Source organism: Flexivirga sp. YIM B11880, from assembly GCF_058148645.1.
Genome location: NZ_JBMAMH010000004.1, coordinates 80,530 through 101,680 on the forward strand (window position 1 = coordinate 80,530; position 21,151 = coordinate 101,680).

Genomic DNA, 21,151 nt, shown 5'->3' on the forward strand with positions numbered 1-21,151 from the left:
CCTGCTCTGGGTACAGAGTGGGGGTATGACGCCAGACGCCATGCAGGACTCGACAACCTTCGTGCTCTTCGGTGCCACCGGAGATCTCTCGCGGCGCAAGCTCCTCCCGGGCCTGTTCCATCTCTTCGACACCCACCTGCTCGCCGACCTTCGGGTCATCGGCACCTCCCTGGAGGACATGAGCCGCGAGGAGTTCGTGGAGTTCGCCAAGAAGGCGATCGACGAGTTCGGCAAGCATCCGGCGGAAGGCAAGGTCTGGGAGGCCTTCGCCCGGCGGCTCTACTATGTGCCGGGCTCCGCGGGTCCCGCCGCGCTGCGCAATGTCGTCACCGAGGCGGAGGCCAACATGGCGCCGCCGATCCAGCGGCTGCACTACCTCAGCGTGCCGCCGAAGGCCGCGCTGGACGTCATACAAACGCTCGAGGCCGCTGACCTCGTCAAGGGCTCCCGCGTCATCATGGAGAAGCCCTTCGGCACCGACCTGGCCAGCGCGGTCAAGCTGAACGCCGCCGTCCACCAGGTCTTCGACGAGGAGCAGGTCTACCGCATCGACCACTTCCTCGGGAAGGAAGCGGCGCTCAACATCCTGGCATTCCGCTTCGCCAACGGGCTCTTCGAGCCGATCTGGCACCGGAACTTCATCGACCACATCCAGATCGACGTGCCGGAGACACTCGGCCTGGAGATGCGTGCCGGCTTCTACGAAGGCACCGGTGCCTACCGCGACATGGTGGTCACCCACCTGTTCCAGGTGCTGGCGTTCACGGCGATGGAACCGCCCACCTCGCTGGATCCGGAGTCGATCACCGAGGAGAAGAACAAGGTCTTCCGGTCGATGATGCCGCTGGACCCGTCCTCCGTCGTACGCGGGCAATATCAGGGCTACCGCGACGAGAACGGCGTGGACCGGGAGTCGGAGACCGAGACGTTCGTCGCCCTCAAGTGCCAGATCGACAACTGGCGCTGGGCCGGCGTGCCGTTCTATCTGCGCACCGGGAAGAAGATGGCCGAGGGGCAGCGGATCATCTCCATCGCGTTCCGCGAGCCGCCGAAGTCGATGTTTCCCGCCGGGTCCGGGGTCGGGCAGCAGGGCCCGGACCACCTGACCTTCGACCTGGCCGACGAGGCGCGAGTTTCGTTGTCGTTCTATGGCAAACACCCGGGGCCCGGCTTCCGCCTGGACAAGGCGTCCATGCAGTTCGCGGTGCAGGACACCGAATGGAAGGGCTCGGTGCTGGAGGCCTACGAACGCCTCATCTACGACGCCGTCCGCGGCGATCACACGCTCTTCACGACGGCCGACGGCATCGAACGGCTCTGGGAGATCAGCCAGCCGCTGCTGGACAACCCGCCGCCCGTGCGCCCGTACGCGCCCGGGTCATGGGGGCCCAACCAGATCCACCAGCTCATCGCACCCAACGCGTGGCGGCTGCCTTTCGAGCGGAAGTGGCGCGAGCCGAGCTGAATCGTTGGCTTCGGCTCCTCGCAAGACACGCGCCATACCGCGCGATGGGCCCAGCGCTGAGAACACCTCTCGCTCCCGGTATGCCGAGCGCGCGCCATACCGCGCGATGGGCCTATCCGGGAGACCGAGGGGTCAGGAAAAGTCGAGGGCCAGCTCGTCCAGGACCGGAGCGTCGACCGTCTCGGGAGCCGTTGCGGGGGCGTGGGTTTCGCTGTGTGCACCACACCCGTGGTCGAGCGACACGACGCGGCCGTCGGACGGCGACCACTCGCCGGCGCACACGCCGAAGACCTGGCGCAGCACGCCGGGCATCGGCAGGAAGAAGCCGCAGGTCGCGCAATGCGCCTTGGCCTGCTGAGCCACCTCCGAATAGGGGCCGCCCTCACCGTCATACCAACGCTGCGCGGCGGCCTCCCGGCCCTCCGCGGAGAGGACTCGCGGCCGGCCGAGGCCGAGCTCGAAGAACGCGACCTGGTCGACGTCCTCCTCGCCGGTCGCCTCGAAACCCTGCTCCAGCATCGGGTCATCGGCAACGTAGGGACGCTCGTCACCGGCGCCGATGTCGCCGGGAGCGAGGCGGTCGACATACGGCAGCCACTCGGGAGCGAGCACCGCCGCGTCGGTGGGCAGCAGATTGGTCTCGCACACGGTCGCGAACTTCTGCCGCGGCGCACGCGCGACCGAAATGGCCCAGTGCCAGCCGACATACCCACGGGAGGTGCACTCGAAGTAGTGCATGGCGAGCCGGTCGCCGAGCATGATGGCGCCGGCGTGCTCGCCGACCGTGCCGGGCTCGGCGATGCCGACCGCGGCTCCGCGCGCCAGCTCGACGGCGTCGAGGAGCACCTTGTCGGGCTTGACCTTGGCGGCCTTCTTCGCCGCTTTCTTCGTGGTGACGGGCATGTCAGACCTCGAGATCGTCGGCGACGGCGCGCAGCACGGAGACGACCTTCGCCGCGTGACGCTTGTCGGGGTAGCGGCCGCGGCGCAGGCCGTTGCCCAGGTCGTCCAGCAACTTGATCAGGTCCTCGACGATGACCGCCATGTCGTCGGCCGGCTTGCGATGCCGGGCGGCGAGCGATGGCGACGCGTCGCGGATGGTGACGCTCAGCGCCTGGGCGCCGCGACGACCCTCCGCGACCGAGTAGTCGATGCGGGTGCCGCTCTTGACGGTGGTGACGCCGGCGGGCAGCGCACTCGCGGGCAGGAAGACGTCCTGGCCGTCGTCGCCGGAGACGAAGCCGAAACCCTTGTCGGAGTCGAAGAACTTGACCTTGCCGGAAGGCACCGTGACACCTACTTGATCGTTGCGTGGAGGTTGTGCGTGGGAGCGCCGGCGCGGGTCAGGACCCGGCGGGTGCTCGCGCCGCAAGATTAACCCGTCAGCCGCGGATCCATCGAATCGTTCCAGCGATCGACCGAGGGCTCAGCGGCCGGCGAGTTCGGGCAGCCGTGGCACCAGCTCGGTGAGGTCGTCCACGACGAGGTCCGCGCCGGCGGTGCGGAGCGCCGCCGCGTCCGCCGGCCCACTCGTGACACCGATCGCCGTGACCCCAGCCGTGTGCGCCGCCTGCATGTCACCCGCATGGTCGCCGACGTACGCGGTGGCACCGTGCTCGCGCAACGGCCCCGATTTGTCGTGCGCGAACAGGTCGCCCACCACCACATCGGGCATGATCCCGACATGATCCAGGGTCGCGCGCACCGCGGTCGGGTGCTTCGCACTCACCACCAGCACACTGCCGCCGGCATCGTGAATGGCGCGCACCAGTTCGAGCGCTCCGGGCAGTGGCACCGTCACTTCGACGGCCCGCACCAGGTAGTCGGCGCGGTAGTCGTCGGCCGCGTCTGCGACCTGGTCGGTCGGCAGGAAGAGCGCCAGGTTGTCCAGCAGTGGCGCACCGATCAGCGGCCAGAGCTGCTCCTCGGTGGCGGTGACGCCCCGTGCGGCGAGGACGCGCTGCATGCATGCGACGATGCCCCGGCTGGAATCCACCAGCGTCATGTCCAGGTCGAAGCCGACGACGAGGCGCCTTGCGTCATACACGGGCCGTAACGATAGCCGCCGCCCTCCAGTGACGGGTCAACGGCCGTATGGCGACGGGCCACCGCCATACGGGCCGGGATAGCCGGCCGCGGCAATGCGGGCCTGGTTGCGTTCCTTGCCGGAGTTGACCAGTTTGACGATGCCGACGATCAACAGGATCACCCCGATCAGGAAGGCCAGCGCGGCGACGCCGACGCCGATGCCGAGCGGGATCAGCACGCGCGAGGCGATGTCGTCTGCGATCCCGGAGTCGAGCACCTTGGCCCGCAGGCCGGCGCAGTCGACCGTGTAGTCGCCCCCGCCCTGGGTCGGGAACGTCCCGACACGGGTGAGGGCGGTGCCGCCCCAGTCCATGGTGAGTCGGCCGGAGCCCTGCACCACCGGGATTCGCCGCCCGTCCGGCCCGGTCACCCGGCAGACGGGCAACGGCTCGGTGTTCTCGTAGGTGCCTTCGACGAGGATCGTCTGGCTGCCGTGACCGGTGACGTGGACGGTGCTGTTCGCGGCGATCCAGGGCTGGTCGTCGACGGCGCTCATGCCCTTGGACACGCCTTGCCAGATGCCGATGCCAGCCGCTGCCGGAGCGAGGACGAGCATCAGGACGGCGCCGATGATGGTCAGCGCGAGTCCTCGGCGCTTGGGCAGGTTCATGGTGGGTCCTCCCTGGTTGGGCGCACGGCCCGGTCAGCAGACCATGTGGGCGCCGATCGCGTCCAGCCGATCAGTTCACCAGGCTGACGACGCCGGCGCCCTGAGCGTTCCACAGCTGCGCGTAACGGCCGTCCGCGCCCAGCAGCCGCTCGTGGGTGCCGCGCTCGACGATGCGGCCGTGGTCGAGCACGACGATCACATCGCAGTCCTGCACCGTGGACAGCCGGTGCGCGATGGTCAAGGTGGTCCGGCCGCGGCTGACCTCGTCGAGGGCGAGCTGGACCGCGCGCTCGGTGGTGTTGTCCAGTGCGCTGGTCGCCTCGTCGAGCACGAGGACACGCGGGTCACGAAGAATGGTGCGAGCCAAGGCGATCCGCTGCTTCTCCCCACCGGAGAAGCGGTGGCCGCGAGCGCCGACCAGCGTGTCATAGCCATCGGGCAGGGCCTCGATCTGGTCGTGCACCTGCGCGGCGCGGGCGGCGGCCTCGATCTGCGCGTCGGTGGCGTCCGGCCTTGCATAGCGAAGGTTCTCGCGGATGGTGGTGTGCAGCAGGTAGGTCTCCTGGGAGACCACACCGACCAGGTCGGCGACGTTCCGCAGCGTCAGATCGCGCAGGTCGACGCCGTCGATGGCCACGGATCCGGTGGTCGGATCGTGCAATCGCGAGACCAGGCCGGCGAGCGTCGACTTGCCGGATCCGGTCGCACCGACGAGGGCGACGCGGCGTCCGGCGGGAAGCTCGAGATCGATGTGGCTGAGCGCGTCGCGATCGGCCCCGTCATATCGGAACGTGACGTCGGTCAGCGTGACGTCGCCGCGAGCGGTCCGCGCATCGACGGACACCGGCTGCTCAGGATCGTCGATCGTGACTGGTACATCGAGGAATTCGAAGACCCGGCTGAAGAGCGCCATGGACGTGACGACCTCGGCACCGACGTTGAGCACGCCGAGCATGGGCCGGAAGAGGGCAGCCTGCAGCGTGGTGAAAGCGACGAGCGTGCCGATCGTCATACCGCCACTGGTAGCGGGAAGCCCGGCCGCGAGGTAGATCAGGGCGGGTATGGCGGCGAAGACGATCGCCATGGTGCCCATCCGCCAGCGACCGGCCATTTGCGACTGCAGCTCCAATTCGGTGAGCTCGGAGGACGTCTCGCGGAACCGTGCCGAGAGCTTCGGGCCGGAGCCGACCGTCTTGGCGAGCAGGACACCACTGACCGAGAGCGACTCCTCGATCTGGGTCTGCAGGTCGGCGAGTGCGCGCTGGGCGCGGGACTGGATCGTGCGGCGCAGCCGAGCGACGCGGCGGGTGAGCCAGATCGCGGGCGGCAACACCAGCAGACTGAGCAGCGACAGACGCCAGGAGAGCACGACCATCGCGACCGCGGTCCCCACCGCGGTGGTGACATTGGTGGCGATCGAGGTGGCCGAATTGGTGACGACGTCCTGCATCGCGTTGATGTCATTGGTGATTCGGGATTGCACCTCCCCGCCTCGGGTGCGGGTGAAGAAGGCGAGTGGCAGGCGCTGCAGATGGGTGAAGAGGTCGGTGCGGAGTCCGTGCATGACCTGCTGGCCGATCTTCGTCGACAGCCAGGTCTGGATGACGCCGAGTGCCTGGGTGACGACCGTGACGGCGAGCATGCCGCCGACGAGCAGGAGCAGTAGATGAACGTTCTGCTGCGGGATCGCGTCGTCGATGAGGTGCTTGGTGAGGAACGGTGTGATGAGCCCGACCAGCGAGCTGAGCACGATGATCGCCGTGACGATCGCCAGCGGTGTGCGGTGCGGGCTGAAGAGCGCGCCGACGCGGCGTAGGGCCACCGGATGCTCCTCCAGTTGCGCGATATCGGCCGGATCCTTCTTCCGGCTGGCGCGGACACTCGGCGGCGGTCCGCCGGGATCAGCGCCCGGAGGCCGGGTGCCGGGAAGTGTGGTGAGAGCTGTCACAGGGCAGCACCTGCCTTTCGGTCGACGTATTCGTGAGGCTACCTCACATTGGTGTAACCACTGGGGGCGCCATACAATTCCCGCATGTCAGCGCAACCCGAGGACGACCCGTCGCTCAGCCAGCTCGTGATGCGCACGGCACGGGCGTTGCGCCGCGTCAACCGGGAGGAGTTGGAGCCGTTCGGACTGACGCCGAGTCAGGCACGTGCCCTGGGCGTGATCAGCCGGTATGGCGACAGCCCCCCGCGACTCGGCGACATCGCGGCCCGGCTGGACATCGCACCCCGCTCCGCGACCGAGGTCGTCGACGACCTCCAGGCGCTCGGGCTGGTGCAACGAGTGCCGGATCCGACCGACCGCCGGGCCGTGACGATCAGCCTGACCGGTGAAGGACGAGCTGTCCGCAAGCGAATCGAGCGCGCCCGCGCCCGGCGCGGTGACGAGTTCTTCGGTCACCTGACCTCGGCACAGCAGGAATCCCTGGCTCAGTTGCTCCAGGACGCGCTCGCCCCGCACCAGCGACGCTGAGCCGCCCCTCGATCGACCGGCAGGTCCCTGCATTGACCGGCATACCGAATCCGGCGAATTCGGTGTGCCGCTCGATGCTCCGGTATGCCGGTCAATCTGAGCCCGTGTGACGGCTCGCTGCTCAGAAGTACCAGGGGAAGGGCGACCAGTCGGGGTCGCGCTTCTCGAGGAACGAATCACGGCCCTCGACCGCTTCGTCGGTCATGTACGCCAGCCGGGTCGCCTCGCCGGCGAACACCTGCTGCCCCATCAGCCCGTCGTCGGTCAGGTTGAACGCGAACTTCAGCATCCGCTGCGCCGTCGGGCTCTTGCCGTTGATCTCGGCCGCCACCTGCAGCGCCTCGTCCTCGAGCGAGGCGTGCTCGGCCACGATGTTCACGGCCCCCATGCGTTGCATCGTCTCGGCGTCATACGAACGCCCGAGGAAGAAGATCTCCCGCGCGAACTTCTGCCCCACCTGCTTGGCGAGGTATGCCGAGCCGTAGCCCGCGTCGAACGACCCGACGTCGGCGTCGGTCTGCTTGAAGCGGGCGTGCTCGCGCGAGGCGATCGTCAGGTCACACACCACGTGGAGGCTGTGGCCGCCGCCGGCCGCCCAGCCGTTCACCACTGCCACAACGACTTTCGGCATCGTACGGATCAGCCGTTGCACCTCCAGGATGTGCAACCGACCGCCCTGCGCCTTCACCCGCGCCTCGTCGACGGTATCGGCGGTCTCACCCTCGGCGTACTGATAGCCCGACCGGCCGCGGATCCGCTGGTCACCCCCGGAGCAGAACGCCCACCCGCCGTCCTTGGCGCTCGGTCCGTTGCCGGTGAGCAGGACGACCCCGACGTCCGGCGTCATCCGCGCGTGGTCGAGTGCCCGGTAGAGCTCGTCGACGGTGTGCGGCCGGAACGCATTCCGCACCTCCGGCCGGTCGAACGCGATCCGCACCGTGCCCTTCTCGGGACCCGGCCGCACGCACCGGTGGTAGGTGATGTCGGTGAAGTCGAACCCGGGCACGGCCTTCCAGGCGCTCTCGTCGAAGATCTCGCTGATCACGACCCCGACTCTATGGCTACGGTCGTATGCCGTGACCGCCACACCACCTCTCACCGAGCTCCTCGAGTCCATGCACGTCGTCAGCATCCCGATGCGGGTGCGTTTCCGCGGGGTGATGCACCGCGAAATCGCCGTCTTGGCAGGGCCATCCGGCTGGGGTGAGTTCTCACCGTTCCTGGAGTATGCCGCCCCCGAGGCGGCTCGTTGGCTCGGTGCCGCGATCGACGCCGGGTGGGGCACGTGGCCGGCACCGGTGCGCGCCTCGGTGCCGGTCAACGCCACCGTGCCCGCCGTCGCCGCGTCCGAGGTCGGCTCGGTGCTGGGTCGGTACGACGGTTGTACGACCGCGAAGGTGAAGGTGGCCGAGCGCGGTCAGTCGCTCAGGGACGACGTGGACCGGGTCGCTGCGGTGCGGGACGTCATGGGCGCAGACGCCAGGGTGCGCATCGACGCCAACGGCGGCTGGTCCGTCGACGATGCCCTGGGCGCGATCGGGGCGCTCGCGCCATACGGGCTGGAGTACGTCGAGCAACCCTGCGCGACCGTCGAGGAACTCATCGAGCTGCGGAAGGTCCTGGCCCGCAACGCGGTCGACGTGCTCATCGCTGCCGACGAATCCATCCGGAAGGCAGAGGACCCGCTGCGTGTCGCCCGCCTCGGCGCCGCGGACGTGGCCGTCGTCAAGGTCGCCCCGCTCGGCGGGGTTTCCGCGGCGCTGCGAGTAGCAACCGAATCGGGTCTGCCGACAGTCGTTTCCAGCGCCATCGACTCATCGGTCGGCATTGCGGCCGGCGTGGCACTCGCCGCAGCGCTGCCGGAGCTGCCCTTCGCCTGCGGCCTGGCCACCCTGGAGCTGATGGCCGGCGATGTCGTCGCGGATCCGCTGGTCCCGCAGGCCGGTTCGATCGCCATACGACGACCCGAACCCGCATCAGAGCTGCTCGAGGAGTACCGCGCGCCCGCCGAACGAGAGGCATGGTGGCGCGATCGCGTCACCGCATGTCACGCACAACTCGCCCAACTCTGACGGCCTGGTTCAGGATTGACGCCTAATTGGACCGTCAATCGTGAAACGGACCGTCAGAGTCGCTTCGAGAATTACATAACAGAGAAAATCAGCGGCGCGTGACCGGGGTCGTGCCTACGCTGAGCGTCGTGGACCATCCAAGACTCGCCGAAACCGCGGCTGCCTGCACGGAACTGATCAACACCCGCTTCCCGGACGACGAGCACCGCGGCGCAGCGGCGATGCTGCTCGCAGACGGCACGATCCTCACCGGCACCGCACCCGACGCGGTCAACCCGTCGGTGGAGGTATGCCACGAGATCGAGCCCTACTGCGGCGCGTTCCGGCTCGGGCAGGCGGTCGTCGCGTCGATCTGCCTGCACCGCGAGCCCGGCGGCCGCACCATCGTGCTCAGCCCCTGTGGTGTATGCCGAGAGCGTCTCGCCGTCCATGGACCGCGGGTGCTGGTGGCCGTCGCGAAACCGGGTGACGCGACCGAAATCGTCTGGAAACCCTTGAAAGACGTGCTGCCCGACTACTGGATGACCGCGTTCCCGGGCGACGTCGATCCGGGCTGGCTCGGCTCAGCGCCGCCGCCCAGCGCACTCAGCACGGTTCGCGAGACTCCCGCGCTGCCCGCGACGACCAGTGGTGACCGGGTCGTCGTGGGGTCGTACGGCGCGCCGTCGTCATACGTCGTCACACCACCCGCCTCGGCGACCAGCAGTGAACCGGCCGCGTGGTCCCAGGGCAGCGCACCGTTGTACAGCAAGTAATCGCAAGCGTTTTCGGCCAGTTTCGGGTAGTCGATGCCGCAGCTCACCCAGGTCAGTTCCAGCGGCGCAAGTCCGCCGACGGACGTGCCGATCAGCGACCGGCGGGAGGTTCGCCCTCGCGGATCCGCGTCGTCGCGCTCGGGCACCTGGAGTTGCCGCTCACCGCACCACGCCCCGGCCCCGCGCTCGGCGACATACCCCAGCTTGTGCTCCGGCTGCCAGATCCAGCCGCGCACGACCTCGCGGCCGCGCACCTCGGCGACCATCACCGCGTAGTCCGCCGACCCGTGCACGAAGTTGCGGGTGCCGTCGACCGGGTCGATGGTGAACCAGTGGTCGGCGCCGGCGACCGCGTCCAGCCTCGACCAGTCGGCCGAAATCGCCTCCTCGCCCACCATCAGCGCGTCCGGGTAGGCGACCGTCAGCGCCTTGGTGATCTCGACCTCGGCCTCCCGGTCGGCAACGGTGACCAGATCTCCCGGCTTCTTCTCCATCACCTCACCGTCGGCGAGTGCGCGGAAACGCGGCTCGATCACCGCCTCGGCCACTTCTTGCAGCAGGTTCAGGACCTCGTCAGTCTGCACACCGCCACTATGCCGGGTCCGCGGCCCGCTCCCCCACGCAGGTCGCGCGCGGGCGGTCACGGCGGACGGTCACGGCGCGGCCCCCCGGCCGCACGACGAAAGCGCGGCATGCCTGCCTACCCTGGGTGAGTGGCTGACCTGCAACCGTTCCACGTGCGCGCCGACGATGTCACCGACTACCGCGACGCCCTGGCGGCGGCGCTCGACGGCGGCCCGGCACTCGCACCGTATGCCGGCGACGTCCCGCCGGCATTCGACCCCGACGCGCGCCGACCGGACGATCTCGCACTCGTGGTCGGCACCTCCGGATCCACCGGCACCCCGAAGCGCGCGATGCTCACCGCCGGCGCACTCGCCGCCAGCGCGGATGCCACGCACGAGCGGCTGGGCGGCCCCGGCCAGTGGCTGCTGCCGATGCCCGCACAGCACATCGCCGGCACGCAGGTGCTCATTCGCAGCGTGCGGGCGGGCACGACACCGGTGGTCCTGCAGCGCTTCGGTGTGCGCGAATTCATCGCCGGTGCAAACCAACTCAGCCACGCGCGGCGCTACACGGCCCTGGTTCCCACCCAGCTGCACCGGCTGCTCGACGCGAGCGACGAAGCCCGCGCGGCCGTCGCGGGCTTCGACGGCATCCTGCTCGGCGGCGCCGCCGCCGACCCCGGCATGCTCGAGGACGCGGAGCGCATCGGCGCCACCGTGCTCACGACCTACGGCTCCAGCGAGACCGCCGGGGGCTGCGTCTACAGCGGCGTCCCGCTCAGCGGCACCACCGTCGGGCTGGCGGAGGACGGCCGGATCACGTTGGCCGGCAATACCATTGCCGCCGGTTATCTCGGACAGCCGGAGCTGACGGCGCTGACGTTCGGCCAGCGCGAGGACGGCACACGAACCTTCCGGACCGACGACATCGGTGAATGGCGCGACGGCCGATTGCACGTGCTGGGCCGGATCGACGACCTGATCACCACCGGCGGGATCAAGGTGGCGCCGCGCATCGTCGAGACAGCTGTCCTCCAGCACCCCGATGTGCTCGAGGCGGTCGCGCTGGCGCTGCCCGACGAGGAGTGGGGGCAGGCGGTCGCGCTCGCCATTCGTGCCCGGAAAGACCTGGACCTGCATGAGATCCGGGAAGAACTGCGCGGCCGGCTGCCGTCATACGCTCTCCCCCGCCGGCTGCTGATGGTCGACGAGCTGCCGTTGCGCGGGCCGGGCAAGCCCGACCGTGCGGCGCTGGCTGTGCGGTGCGGATGGCAGACTTTGGCTGCTCCGCCCGTGGCCGACTGACGGCCGTTCCACCTCCTCGAAAGTGTCACCAAGCACCCCATGGCCACCCTCACCGAATGGACCGCCGGTTCCCGCCCTCGCACGCTGCCCGTGGCCGTCGCACCGGTCGCCGCGGGCACGGGTGCGGCATACGCGCTGGGCAACGGCAACCCGGCCTACGCACTGCTCGCACTGCTCGTCTCGCTGCTGCTGCAGATCGGCGTGAACTTCGCCAACGACTACTCCGACGGCATTCGCGGCACCGACGACAGCCGCGTCGGGCCGGTGCGCCTGGTGGGCCAAGGCCTGGCGGCGCCGGCGAGCGTGAAATTCGCGGCGTTCGCCTGCTTCGCCGCGGCCGGTCTCTGCGGGCTCGCGCTGGTCGCGTTGTCCGCGACCTGGTGGCTGCTGATCGCCGGCGCGCTCGCGATCGTGGCTGCGTGGAAGTACACCGGCGGTGAACACCCTTACGGTTACCTGGGACTCGGCGAGGTCTTCGTCTTCGTCTTCTTCGGCCTGGTGGCCACCCTCGGCACGACCTACACGCAGGCCGGCTCGGTCGACCTCGGCGCGATTGCGGCGGCCGTCGGGATCGGCGCGATCGCGTGCGCCATCCTGGTCGTGAACAACCTGCGGGACATCCCGGGCGACACCATCTCCGGCAAACGCACCCTCGCGGTCCGCATCGGCGACGTGGCGACCCGGAAGCTGTTCTCCGCCATGTTCGCCATCGCGCTGCTCGCGGTCGTCGTGGCCGCCATACACAAGCCGTGGGCGATCATCGCGCTCATCGGCCTCGCGCCGTCGGCGCGCTCGGTCCGCACCGTGTCCAGCGGCGCCACCGGCCGTGACCTCATCCCGCCGCTCGCCACCACCGGCATCACGATCCTGCTGTATGGCGTGCTCTTCGGGCTCGGACTCTTCCTGAATCAGCCCTGAGCCGGTCGCCAGAGACTCAGTTCTCGGGGGACGCGCCCAGGGTGACCGTGGTGGTGTGCGACTGACCCTGCACGTCGGTCCAGGTGACGGTGACCTTGTCGCCCGGGTACTTCGTCTCGAGCACATTGGTCAGCGCGGTCGGACCGGTCACGCGGGTTCCGTCGATGCCGGTGATCGTCGAGCCGGCGGTGATGCCGGCCGCTGCTGCGGCGCCGCCCGGCATGGTGCCGACGACGGACGCGCCGGACGAGGTGCTGCCGGTGCCATACCCGTAGCCGGTCGACGACCGGGTGCTGATCTCGACACCGAGCGCGGCGCGGGCACCGATGTGCACCGTCGCCGACCTGGTGCCGCTCTCGATCTGGTTGGCGACCTTCACCGCCGAGGAGATCGGTATGGCGTATCCGGTGATCGGCGTCCCGGACGACGCCGCGGTGTCGATGCCGATGACCTGGCCGTCGGAGTCGACCAGCGGGCCGCCCGAATAGCCGGGCACGATCTGCGCATCGGTCTGGAGCAGACCGGTCAGCGTCTCGGCGTTGGAGCCGGAGCCCTCGTCGGATGCGGTGATCTGCTGTCCCGTCGCGGTGATGGAGCCGCTCGTCTTGTAGAGCGTGTCGAGCCCGCCGCCCTGGCCGACGGCGGTGACCTTCTCCCCGAGGACGGCCTTCCCGGTGTCGAGCGACGCGGTCTGCAGGCCGCTCGCGCCCTGCAACTGGATGACGGCGATGTCGTGCGTCTCGTCGGAGCCCAGGACCTTGGCGGTATAGGTCTGGCCGTTCGCCGCCTTCACCCGGATCGAGGTCGACCCGCCGACGACGTGGTAGTTGGTCAGCACGATGCCGCCGGAGGTCAGCACGATGCCGGTGCCGGCGCCCTCACCGTTGGTCAGCACGGTGTCGATCATCACGACGCCCGGCCACGAGGAGACCGGCGTCCCGGACACCTGACTGCTCGCCGTCTGCGACCACGGGCCGAAGCCACCCGACGACCCGTTGCCGCCTGATGATCCGTTGCCGCTCGACGACCCGTTGCCGTTCGACCCGGACGACCCGTTGCCCGTCGAGCCCGACCCGGCGGATCCGGTGGACGGACTGCTGCTCGGAACGCGCACCGATGGGGCGGCACCGGAGACGGTGACCTGACCGCCCACCGCGTGGTCGGCGATCACCGCGCCGGCCGGGGCGAGTGCTGCGACGGCAAGTGCCGCGGTGGCGGCGACGAGACGACGATTCATGACTGGGCTCCTCAGGCTTCTTCGACTGAGATCAGATTCCCTCGACCACCGATGTGTCACCGCGCAAGAAGTTGTGGGCTCCCTGTGAGCGGCTTCCTACTCGTCCTCGTCGGTGTCGTCGTCCTCGGCCGAGCGGTATGCCGCGGCGCGCTCCTGGCGTTCGGCGACCTTGCGCTGCACCTGCTCGGCGAACTGCTCCCGCGGCCCACGCAGCGCGAAGAACGACACGACCAGTGAGATCAGTGCGGACAGGATCAACAGCGCCCAGCTGCGGAAACCGACGGCGAACAGGATCATCAGCGCGACCACGAAAATCAGCAGTCGCAGGATGGTGTAGCGGATCATCACATTCCCGAGTAGGAGTGCATGCCGACGATGAAGACGTTGACGACGCAGAAGTTGAACAGCACGCAGCCGAAGCCCGCGAGCGAGAGGTAGGCGGCCTTCTTGCCGGTCCAACCGGCGGTGGCCCGGGCGTGCAGGTAGGCGGCATACACCACCCAGATCACCAGGGTCCACACCTCCTTGGGGTCCCAGCTCCAGTAGTGACCCCAGGCCTTCTGCGCCCAGATCGCGCCGGCGATCAGGGTGAACGTCCACAACGGGAAGGCGATGATCAGCAGTCCGTAGGTGGTGCGGTCCATCACCTCGGAGCCGGGCACGGCGTCCATGAACTTGTACTTCGTGTCGTGGATGTCCTCGCGCCACTTCTGCACGAAGTAGAGGATCGTCGTGGAGAACGCGATGGTGAAGAACGCGACCGAGAGGATCGCCACCGTCACATGGATGGTCAGCCAGTAGTTCTTCAGCGACGGCATCAGCTCGCTGGCGGCGGTGTAGAAGACGAGCGCGGCGAGCATCTCGGTCAGCAGCGTCGGACCGACCACGAAGATCCCGAGCGAGCGGATGTCGCGCTTGAGGCTCCAGAGCAGGAACGCGCTGAGCACGAAGAACGCTCCGACGATCGCGAATTCGTACATGTTGCCCAGCGGCGGCCGCCCCACCGATGCCGCGCGGAAGCCGACACACGCGCCGAGCAGCATCCAGCCCAGCCACGACAGGGAGATACCGATGCCGGCCCACTGCCGCTTCTCGGGAGGTATGACGGGAGTGGTCTCGGCAGTGCGCTCCAGCACACGGGTGCCACCACTGCCTTCGGCGGCGGCGACGGGCGCCGCGCCGCCGGCGGCCTCGGCAGCCCGCGCCTCGGCACGGGCCGTCCGCCCCGGGTGACCGGCCAGGTCGAGGGCGAAGGACAGCATGGCGAGCGCGAGCACGACGGCGGACGCGTAGAGGAAGTTGTTGGACAGGTTGGACAGTCCGACGTCGGTCGCGTGACCGCCGAAGGAGATGCTGGGCGTGAACGTGAAACTGATCATCGAGCCGGACCTGCCTGGGATGTGGGGGTTGTTCCTAGTCGTCCCTCGACACCGTCGAGGAGGGCGTCGAGTGCGACCTGCAGCCGCGGATCCTCGCCCTTGGCGAGTGCGCCGGCCGTGATCAGACTACGCCCGGCGCCGGAGTCGTCGTCCTGGCCGGTGCCGACCTTGACGAAGATCCGCCGCCGCCGCAGTGTCATGGACATGATGAGCCCGGCCAGCCCGATGAGCGCGGCGAACAGCGCGGTGCCCTTACCCGGGTCGTAGCGTGCCGACAGCCCGGCCCACCGGGGAATGGTCTTGCTCATCGAGATCGTCGTGCCGTCGGGCAGCTTCACCGTCTGCCCCGGCCGCACGACCGCCCGCCAGGGCTCCTTGCCGTCCATCACCTGGGTCATCTTGGCGGTGTTCAGCGTGTAGACCGATTGCGGAAGGCTGTCCGGGAAGAGCTGTCCCTGGTAGGCCCCGATGACCAGCTCCGGGTTGTCCAGCCCGGCGTAGGTCGAGATCGGACCCTGCGTGGTGCTGAACGTCGCGGTCGGCAGGAAGAAGCCGTAGAAGCCCAGCTCCTTCGGCGACGCCGCCGGCACCTTGATCGCGCCCACCGAGCGGTAGGCGTTGTCCTGCGGCAGGAACGGCGTGGCCTGGTGGTAGAGCACCTTGCCGGCCGGGCTCTTCACGGTGATCATCGGCGCGTAACCGTTGCCCAGCAAGTAGACCGACGTGCCGTCCAGCGTGACCGCGTCGTTGACGGCGAGCCGGCGGGTCGTCCTCGGGCCGTCCGGGGTCGGGCTGGTCGTCACGGTGGCGAGGAAGTTGCGCGGTTGACCGTACTGGGGCGAACTCTTGGGGACGTTCTTCTCGAACGTGACGTCGAGGTTGTCGACCTTCATGCTCCACGGCTTGATGTCGTCGGTGTTGACCCACGGCCCCAGATCGAGCGTGTTGTAGCTGCCGACCGCGCTGACGAACGGCTCGCTGCCCTCGGGCACGATCACGTCGCCGCGCCAGCCCATCAGGTGGTCGGCGGCGACCGCCAGCACGAGCACCAGCAGGCACAGGTGGAAGAGCAGGTTGCCGGTCTCGCGCAGCCGGCCGCCCTCGGCGGTCACCGCCTGCACGCCGTCGACCGGGTCGTCGACACGCACCCGATATCCCTTGCGGCGCAAGGTTTCACGTGCTGCGGTGACGACGTCGTCGGGGCTCGCTGGCACAGTGCGCTCGGCCGTCGCGGGAAGCCGGGAGAGACGTCTGGGCACCCGCGGCAGCGGCGACCGCAGCGCCTTGAGGTGTATGACGCAGCGCGGCAGCACACACCCCACCAGCGAGATCAGCAGCAGGATGTAGATGGCCGCGAACCAGGGCGCGCCATACACGTCGAACATCGACAGCTTGTCCAGCCACGGCCCGATCGTCTGGTGGTCCTGCAGGTAGGTGGCGACCCGCGCGGCGTCGATGCTGCGCTGCGGGAAGATCGATCCGGGGACGGCAGCGACGGCGAGCAGCAGCAGGAGGAAGAGCGCCGTGCGCATCGAGGTGAGCTGCCGCCAGAGCCAGCGCAGCATCCCCACGAAGCCGATCTTGGGCGCCAGGGCAGCTTGCCTGCGGCCGGCGCCGGACTTTGTCTTGAGGTCGGTCAATCAGATCACCGGGACGAACGTGTCGGAGCCGGTCAGCCGGACCTGGACCCAGGAGATCAGGTGCAACCACTGCCCCGACACCATGATCAGACCGACGACCAGCATGAGGGTGCCACCGACCAACTGGATCGGACGGTGGTGATCGCGCAGCCAGCGCGACCAGGACTCAGCGCGCGACCAGCCGGCCGCGATGAGCAGGAAGGGTATGCCGAGCCCCAGGCAGTAGAACGCCGCGAGCGTCACACCCCGCGATGCTCCGGAATGCCCGATCGGGTTGGCAAGGTTGAGGATTGCGCCATACACCGGGCCGACGCACGGGCTGGCGCTGAGCCCGAAGACAGCACCGAGCAGCGGAGCGCCGACCAGACCGGCCGAGGGTTTCCAGCGCACCGGGATGCCGCGCTGGCCGATGAACCCCAGATAGACCAGCGCCAGCAGGATGACGATCACGCCGCTGACCCGGATCATCACGTCCTGGTGCAGATAGCGCAGGCTGACCACCCAGCTGTATGCCGCGGCCACACTGACCAGCACCACCGAGAAGCCGAGGACGAACAGCAGGGCGCCGGTCACCAGCCGAGTCTTGCGGCGCTCGTCGGTGAGTCCGGTGACATAGCCCAGAAAGCCTGGCACCAAAGGGAGTACGCACGGCGACGCGAACGACACCACACCGGCAGCGATCGCCAGAACCACGGCGATCGGCAGGCTGCCCGTGGCAACCAGCTGTGCGGCATCGGTCGACATCTGTCGGTCAACCTTTGCTCAGGACGTCGTCGACCAGCCCGACCAGGGTGGCGGTGGTCGTCGGACCGGAGACGCGCGCCGCGATGCGGTGCTGCTGGTCGAGCACCAGCGTCGACGGCGTGGCGGACGCCTTGCCCTGCAATGCGACCAGTGCCGCGCCGCCGTCATCGCGCAACGACGGGTAGGTCACGCCCGCCGACTGCAGGTAGGCAGCCGCGGTCTGCGGGCCTTCTTGACGGTCGACGCCGACCATCAGCACGCCCTTCTTCTGCAGGGTGACCCACGCCTTCTGCAGGTCGGGCGTCTCGGATTTGCACGGCGGGCACCACGAACCCCACACGTTGACGACGATCACCTTGCCCGGGTGGTCCTTCGTCGACCAGGGCTTGCCGTTCAGCAGGGTGCCGGTCAGCACCACCGGCTTGCCGCGCTTGCCCGGCGCCAGTTGCGCCAGGGTGCCGTCCCCCGCGAGGTAGTTCTTGTCGTCGCCCTGGTTGGCCTGCTTGGTGATCGAGTTGCTGCCGCTGCTGCAGGCGGCCAGGCCGAGCGAGGTGACGCAGGTCAGGGCGAGCGCTGCCGCCATACGCCGCCTCACCGGGGTCCACCCATCGCGGTGCCGGCCGCTTCGGTGGCGGAGGGCAGCAGGTCACGTGCCGGCTCGGTGTAGTCGATGCGGCGGAACCGGTCGTCGTCGAACACCAGGCTGGTGACCGACGCGAGCGTGCACTGCCGCCGGCGCGGGTCGTGCCACAGCCGCTTGCCCTCGAAGTGGGTGCGGGCGACCCAGACCGGCAGCTGGTGGCTGACGATCACCGCCTCGTGCCCCTCGGCGGCGACGCGGGCGTCGCGGATCGCGGCGCCCATGCGCTGGGCGATCTCGACATACGGCTCCCCCCAGCTCGGCTTGAGGGGATTGGTGAGCTTGGTCCAGAAGCGCGGGTTGAGAAGCTGTTTCGGGTTCTTGCCGACGGTGAGCCCCTCGAAGTCGTTGCCCGCTTCGACAACTCGGTCGTCCAGGTGCACCGGCTGCTTCAGCGTCTCGGCGAGCGGCTCGATGGTCTCCTGGGCGCGTTCCAGCGGGGAGGACACGAGGTGGACGATGTCGCGCTCGGCAAGGTATGCCGCCGTGCGCTCGGCCATCTGCCGGCCCAGCGCGGAGAGATGGAAGCCCGGCATCCGGCCGTAGAGGAGCCCACCCGGGTTGTCGACCTCGCCGTGCCGTACGAGGTGCACAACGGTCTCAGTCATCGGCCGGCACCTCCGCGAACGGCGCAGCGGATCGACGGCGTACGAAAATCACGGTCGGAGTGTCGCATCGGAAGCTGTGTCGTCTTCTCAGGACCTGGCGGCCGCCGCGGCGGCTGCCGGCAGGGCGGCCAGCACGTGCTCGACGGCGGCGTCGTCGTGCGACGCGCTGACGAACCACGCCTCGAACGAGCTCGGCGGCAGGTGCACTCCCTGGTCGAGCATGGCGTGGAAGAACCGGCCGAACGCTGCCGTGTCCTGCGCCTTCGCGTCCTCGTAGTTGCGGACCGCGCCCTCGCGGAAGAACACCGAGAACATCGACCCGGCCCACTGGACCGTGTGCGGCACGCCGGCACGGACCAGCTCGGCGGACGCCGCGTCGGCGATGGCGTGTGCGACGACCGGCAGCCGGTCGTAGACCTCCGCGGTGCAACCGCGCAGTGTCGCCAGGCCTGCGGCGGTGGCGACAGGATTCCCGGAGAGCGTGCCCGCCTGGTAGACGGGGCCGTCCGGTGCCAGGTTGGCCATCAGGGCGGCGCTGCCGCCGAAGGCCGCGGCCGGGAAGCCACCACCCATGACCTTGCCGAAGGTGAACAGGTCGGGGGCGCCGCCCTCGGGCTCGCCCTCCAGGCCGTACCAGCCCGCGGCCGAGCAGCGGAAACCGGTCATCACCTCGTCGGAGATCAGCAGCGCCCCGTGCTCCTTGGTGATCCGGCGCAGTGCGCTGGTGAAGCCGGGTGCCGGTGGAACGACGCCCATGTTGCCCGGCGAGGCCTCCGTGATGACGCAGGCGATCTCGTCGCCGTGTTCGGCGAACGCGGCCTCGACGGCGGCGACGTCGTTGTAGGGCAGCACGATCGTCTCGTGCGCGGCGGACGCCGGCACGCCGGCGGAGTCGGGCAGCGCGAAGGTCGCGACACCGGATCCGGCGGCGGCGAGCAAGGGGTCGACGTGCCCGTGATAGCAGCCGGCGAATTTCACCACCGTGCTGCGGCCGGTGGCGCCGCGCGCGAGGCGCAGCGCCGACATCGTCGCCTCGGTGCCGCTGTTGACCAGGCGCACCTGCTCCAGCGGCTCGACGCGGGAGACGATCTCCTCGGCGAGCGCGACTTCGTTCTCGCTCGGTGTGCCGAAGCTGAAGCCGCGCGTGGCGGCGGTCTGCACGGCGTCCATCACGCTGGGGTGGGCGTGCCCGAGGATCATCGGCCCCCAGGAGCAGATCAGGTCGACGTAACGGTTGCCGTCGACGTCGGTCAGCCACGGTCCCTGCGCCGAGGCGATGAACCGCGGTGTCCCGCCGACCGCCCGGAAGGCGCGGACCGGCGAGTTGACCCCACCCGGAGTGACGGCTCGCGCGCGCTGCAGCAGCGCCGCCGATGCCTCGTCGAGAACAGTCGGGTGCTCGGTGGGCGCGCTCGTCATACCACCATTGTCTCAGGCGGCCCGGCGCGATCTCCTACGGGTTGTAGTGGTTGCCGATGAGGTGATCGCGCACCTTGCCCATGGCATCGCCGAGAGCCCTGAACAGCTGCGGATCCATCTGATGCACGAGGTGCTCCTGTACCCCGGCGACGTGCACCCGGGCCGCGGACTGGACCGCCTCCCAGCCCTGCTCGGTGAGGAACAACTCGATGCCGCGGCCGTCGTCTGCGGCCTTGCGTCGCTCCACCCAGCCGCGGCGCTCGAGCCGGGTCGCCGAGTGCGTCACCCGACTGCGCGACTGGACGGTGATGTCCGCCAGCTTGCTCATGCGCAGCACGTGGTCGGGCGCCTCGGACAGCATGGACAGCAACTCGTACTCCGCGAGCGACATACCGGCCTGCTGCAACTCGGCGTCGAGCACGAACTCCAGCGCCCGGCTGGCTTGCAGGTAAGCGCGCCAGGATGCCTGCTCGTCGTCGGTCAGCCACGGCACCTCGGTCGCGGACGGCCCGGCGCAGGGCGGCGCGAACTCACTCTCGGACACCCTCACAGCATAGGTGGCCGAATTTCCGGTCGCAGCGGGAATAATTGAAATATCAACCATTGTTGGACATCATGGTTGCCGGCACGGCGACCACGCCATACAGCTTCACATCCCTCCGAAGGAGCGCAATGAGCAGCACCACAGCCACCACCACCCTCGACGGCCTGACCACCGGCGTGTGGAACCTCGACCCCGCACACAGCGAGTTGGGCTTCCAGGTCCGCCACTTGATGGTGAGCAAGGTCAAGGGCAAGTTCGATGAGTTCACCGCGACCCTCACCGTCGGCGACACGCTGGCGGAGACCAGCGTCGAGGCCGAGGTGAAGATGGCCTCGATCAACACCGGCGTCGCCGACCGCGACAACCACCTGCGCACCAACGACTTCTTCGAGGTCGAGACCTACCCGACCATGACCTTCACGTCGACCGAGGTCACCGAGAGCTCGCTGACCGGTGATCTGACGATCAAGAACGTCACCAAGCCGGTCACGTTCGACGTCGAGTTCGGCGGCGTGGGCCCGGACGCCTGGGGCGGCACCCGCGCCGGCTTCGAGGCCACCACCGAGATCAACCGCAAGGAGTTCGGCGTCGACATCGAGATGCCGCTGCAGGGCGGCGGCGTGGTCGTCGGCGACAAGGTCAAGATCGTCCTCGACCTGCAGTTCGTGAAGGCCTGACCCGCTTT

22 protein-coding genes and 1 pseudogene are annotated in these 21,151 nt (G+C 69.0%); 7 read left to right on the plus strand and 16 right to left on the minus strand.

Features of this window, described 5'->3' with window-relative positions; all coding sequences use genetic code 11:
• Positions 1-25 precede the first annotated feature (25 nt).
• Entirely contained in the window at positions 26-1,465 is a 1,440-nt protein-coding gene (zwf, locus tag ACN8HC_RS07945; RefSeq protein WP_490074290.1) for a glucose-6-phosphate dehydrogenase, read from the plus strand.
• A gap of 132 nt (positions 1,466-1,597) precedes the next feature.
• Here zwf and ACN8HC_RS07950 read toward each other — a convergent pair whose 3' ends face one another.
• The 5 genes from ACN8HC_RS07950 to ACN8HC_RS07970 all read right to left on the minus strand — a co-directional run bounded on the left by ACN8HC_RS07950 (position 1,598) and on the right by ACN8HC_RS07970 (position 6,111).
• On the minus strand, positions 1,598-2,368 hold the full coding sequence (locus tag ACN8HC_RS07950) for a DUF3027 domain-containing protein (protein WP_490074291.1): 771 nt from the start codon (positions 2,366-2,368) through the stop codon (positions 1,598-1,600).
• A gap of 1 nt (position 2,369) precedes the next feature.
• On the minus strand, positions 2,370-2,753 hold the full coding sequence (locus tag ACN8HC_RS07955) for a cold-shock protein (RefSeq protein ID WP_490074292.1): 384 nt from the start codon (positions 2,751-2,753) through the stop codon (positions 2,370-2,372).
• 138 nt (positions 2,754-2,891) lie between these two features.
• Complete coding sequence (locus tag ACN8HC_RS07960; protein WP_490074293.1) at positions 2,892-3,512, minus strand: HAD family hydrolase; 621 nt, start codon at positions 3,510-3,512, stop codon at positions 2,892-2,894.
• 36 nt (positions 3,513-3,548) lie between these two features.
• A complete protein-coding gene (locus ACN8HC_RS07965; RefSeq protein WP_490074294.1) occupies positions 3,549-4,163 on the minus strand; it encodes a hypothetical protein in 615 nt (204 codons plus the stop codon).
• A gap of 70 nt (positions 4,164-4,233) precedes the next feature.
• Entirely contained in the window at positions 4,234-6,111 is a 1,878-nt protein-coding gene (locus ACN8HC_RS07970) for an ABC transporter ATP-binding protein (protein ID WP_490074295.1), read from the minus strand.
• An 84-nt stretch (positions 6,112-6,195) separates the two neighbouring features.
• Here ACN8HC_RS07970 and ACN8HC_RS07975 point away from each other — a divergent pair, with 84 nt between their 5' ends.
• On the plus strand, positions 6,196-6,639 hold the full coding sequence (locus ACN8HC_RS07975; RefSeq protein WP_490074296.1) for a MarR family winged helix-turn-helix transcriptional regulator: 444 nt from the start codon (positions 6,196-6,198) through the stop codon (positions 6,637-6,639).
• Between the two features lie 121 nt (positions 6,640-6,760).
• Here ACN8HC_RS07975 and ACN8HC_RS07980 read toward each other — a convergent pair whose 3' ends face one another.
• Complete coding sequence (locus tag ACN8HC_RS07980) at positions 6,761-7,684, minus strand: 1,4-dihydroxy-2-naphthoyl-CoA synthase (protein ID WP_490074297.1); 924 nt, start codon at positions 7,682-7,684, stop codon at positions 6,761-6,763.
• Between the two features lie 31 nt (positions 7,685-7,715).
• Between ACN8HC_RS07980 and ACN8HC_RS07985 the strand changes: the two genes are divergently transcribed.
• Positions 7,716-8,711, plus strand: a complete 996-nt coding sequence (locus ACN8HC_RS07985) for an o-succinylbenzoate synthase (protein WP_490074298.1) — start codon at positions 7,716-7,718, stop codon at positions 8,709-8,711.
• Positions 8,712-8,839: 128 nt separating this feature from the next.
• Positions 8,840-9,187: pseudogene (locus tag ACN8HC_RS07990) on the plus strand (cytidine deaminase); the annotation flags it as partial.
• Between the two features lie 38 nt (positions 9,188-9,225).
• On the opposite strand, the gene ACN8HC_RS07995 reads toward ACN8HC_RS07990, so the two are convergent.
• Positions 9,226-10,050: an inositol monophosphatase family protein gene (locus ACN8HC_RS07995; RefSeq protein ID WP_490074299.1), complete on the minus strand. Its 825-nt coding sequence runs from the start codon at positions 10,048-10,050 to the stop codon at positions 9,226-9,228.
• 129 nt (positions 10,051-10,179) lie between these two features.
• On the opposite strand from ACN8HC_RS07995, the gene menE reads away from it, so the two are divergent.
• Positions 10,180-11,337, plus strand: a complete 1,158-nt coding sequence (gene menE / locus ACN8HC_RS08000) for an o-succinylbenzoate--CoA ligase (protein ID WP_490074300.1) — start codon at positions 10,180-10,182, stop codon at positions 11,335-11,337.
• A 39-nt stretch (positions 11,338-11,376) separates the two neighbouring features.
• The gene (locus ACN8HC_RS08005; protein WP_490074301.1) at positions 11,377-12,255 is read left to right on the plus strand and encodes a 1,4-dihydroxy-2-naphthoate polyprenyltransferase; all 879 of its coding nucleotides are present in this window, start codon (positions 11,377-11,379) and stop codon (positions 12,253-12,255) included.
• Between the two features lie 16 nt (positions 12,256-12,271).
• Here ACN8HC_RS08005 and ACN8HC_RS08010 read toward each other — a convergent pair whose 3' ends face one another.
• The 9 genes from ACN8HC_RS08010 to ACN8HC_RS08050 all read right to left on the minus strand — a co-directional run bounded on the left by ACN8HC_RS08010 (position 12,272) and on the right by ACN8HC_RS08050 (position 20,466).
• On the minus strand, positions 12,272-13,492 hold the full coding sequence (locus tag ACN8HC_RS08010; protein WP_490074302.1) for a S1C family serine protease: 1,221 nt from the start codon (positions 13,490-13,492) through the stop codon (positions 12,272-12,274).
• Between the two features lie 96 nt (positions 13,493-13,588).
• Positions 13,589-13,837 (minus strand): DUF4229 domain-containing protein, encoded by a 249-nt coding sequence (locus ACN8HC_RS08015; protein ID WP_490074303.1) that lies wholly within the window; start codon positions 13,835-13,837, stop codon positions 13,589-13,591.
• Positions 13,837-14,871 (minus strand): c-type cytochrome biogenesis protein CcsB, encoded by a 1,035-nt coding sequence (gene ccsB, locus ACN8HC_RS08020; RefSeq protein ID WP_490074304.1) that lies wholly within the window; start codon positions 14,869-14,871, stop codon positions 13,837-13,839. Before ccsB ends, ACN8HC_RS08015 begins: the two co-directional genes overlap by 1 nt.
• Complete coding sequence (resB, locus tag ACN8HC_RS08025) at positions 14,868-16,511, minus strand: cytochrome c biogenesis protein ResB (RefSeq protein WP_490074305.1); 1,644 nt, start codon at positions 16,509-16,511, stop codon at positions 14,868-14,870. Before resB ends, ccsB begins: the two co-directional genes overlap by 4 nt.
• On the minus strand, positions 16,512-17,255 hold the full coding sequence (locus tag ACN8HC_RS08030) for a cytochrome c biogenesis CcdA family protein (protein ID WP_490074306.1): 744 nt from the start codon (positions 17,253-17,255) through the stop codon (positions 16,512-16,514).
• A 7-nt stretch (positions 17,256-17,262) separates the two neighbouring features.
• On the minus strand, positions 17,263-17,838 hold the full coding sequence (locus tag ACN8HC_RS08035) for a TlpA family protein disulfide reductase (protein WP_490074307.1): 576 nt from the start codon (positions 17,836-17,838) through the stop codon (positions 17,263-17,265).
• A gap of 8 nt (positions 17,839-17,846) precedes the next feature.
• Positions 17,847-18,503, minus strand: coding sequence for a histidine phosphatase family protein (locus tag ACN8HC_RS08040; RefSeq protein WP_490074308.1), 657 nt, complete (start codon positions 18,501-18,503; stop codon positions 17,847-17,849).
• Between the two features lie 87 nt (positions 18,504-18,590).
• The gene (gene hemL / locus ACN8HC_RS08045; protein WP_490074309.1) at positions 18,591-19,922 is read right to left on the minus strand and encodes a glutamate-1-semialdehyde 2,1-aminomutase; all 1,332 of its coding nucleotides are present in this window, start codon (positions 19,920-19,922) and stop codon (positions 18,591-18,593) included.
• A 34-nt stretch (positions 19,923-19,956) separates the two neighbouring features.
• Positions 19,957-20,466 (minus strand): MarR family winged helix-turn-helix transcriptional regulator, encoded by a 510-nt coding sequence (locus ACN8HC_RS08050; protein ID WP_490074310.1) that lies wholly within the window; start codon positions 20,464-20,466, stop codon positions 19,957-19,959.
• Positions 20,467-20,594: 128 nt separating this feature from the next.
• On the opposite strand from ACN8HC_RS08050, the gene ACN8HC_RS08055 reads away from it, so the two are divergent.
• A complete protein-coding gene (locus tag ACN8HC_RS08055; protein WP_490074311.1) occupies positions 20,595-21,143 on the plus strand; it encodes a YceI family protein in 549 nt (182 codons plus the stop codon).
• The last annotated feature ends 8 nt before the right edge of the window (positions 21,144-21,151 follow it).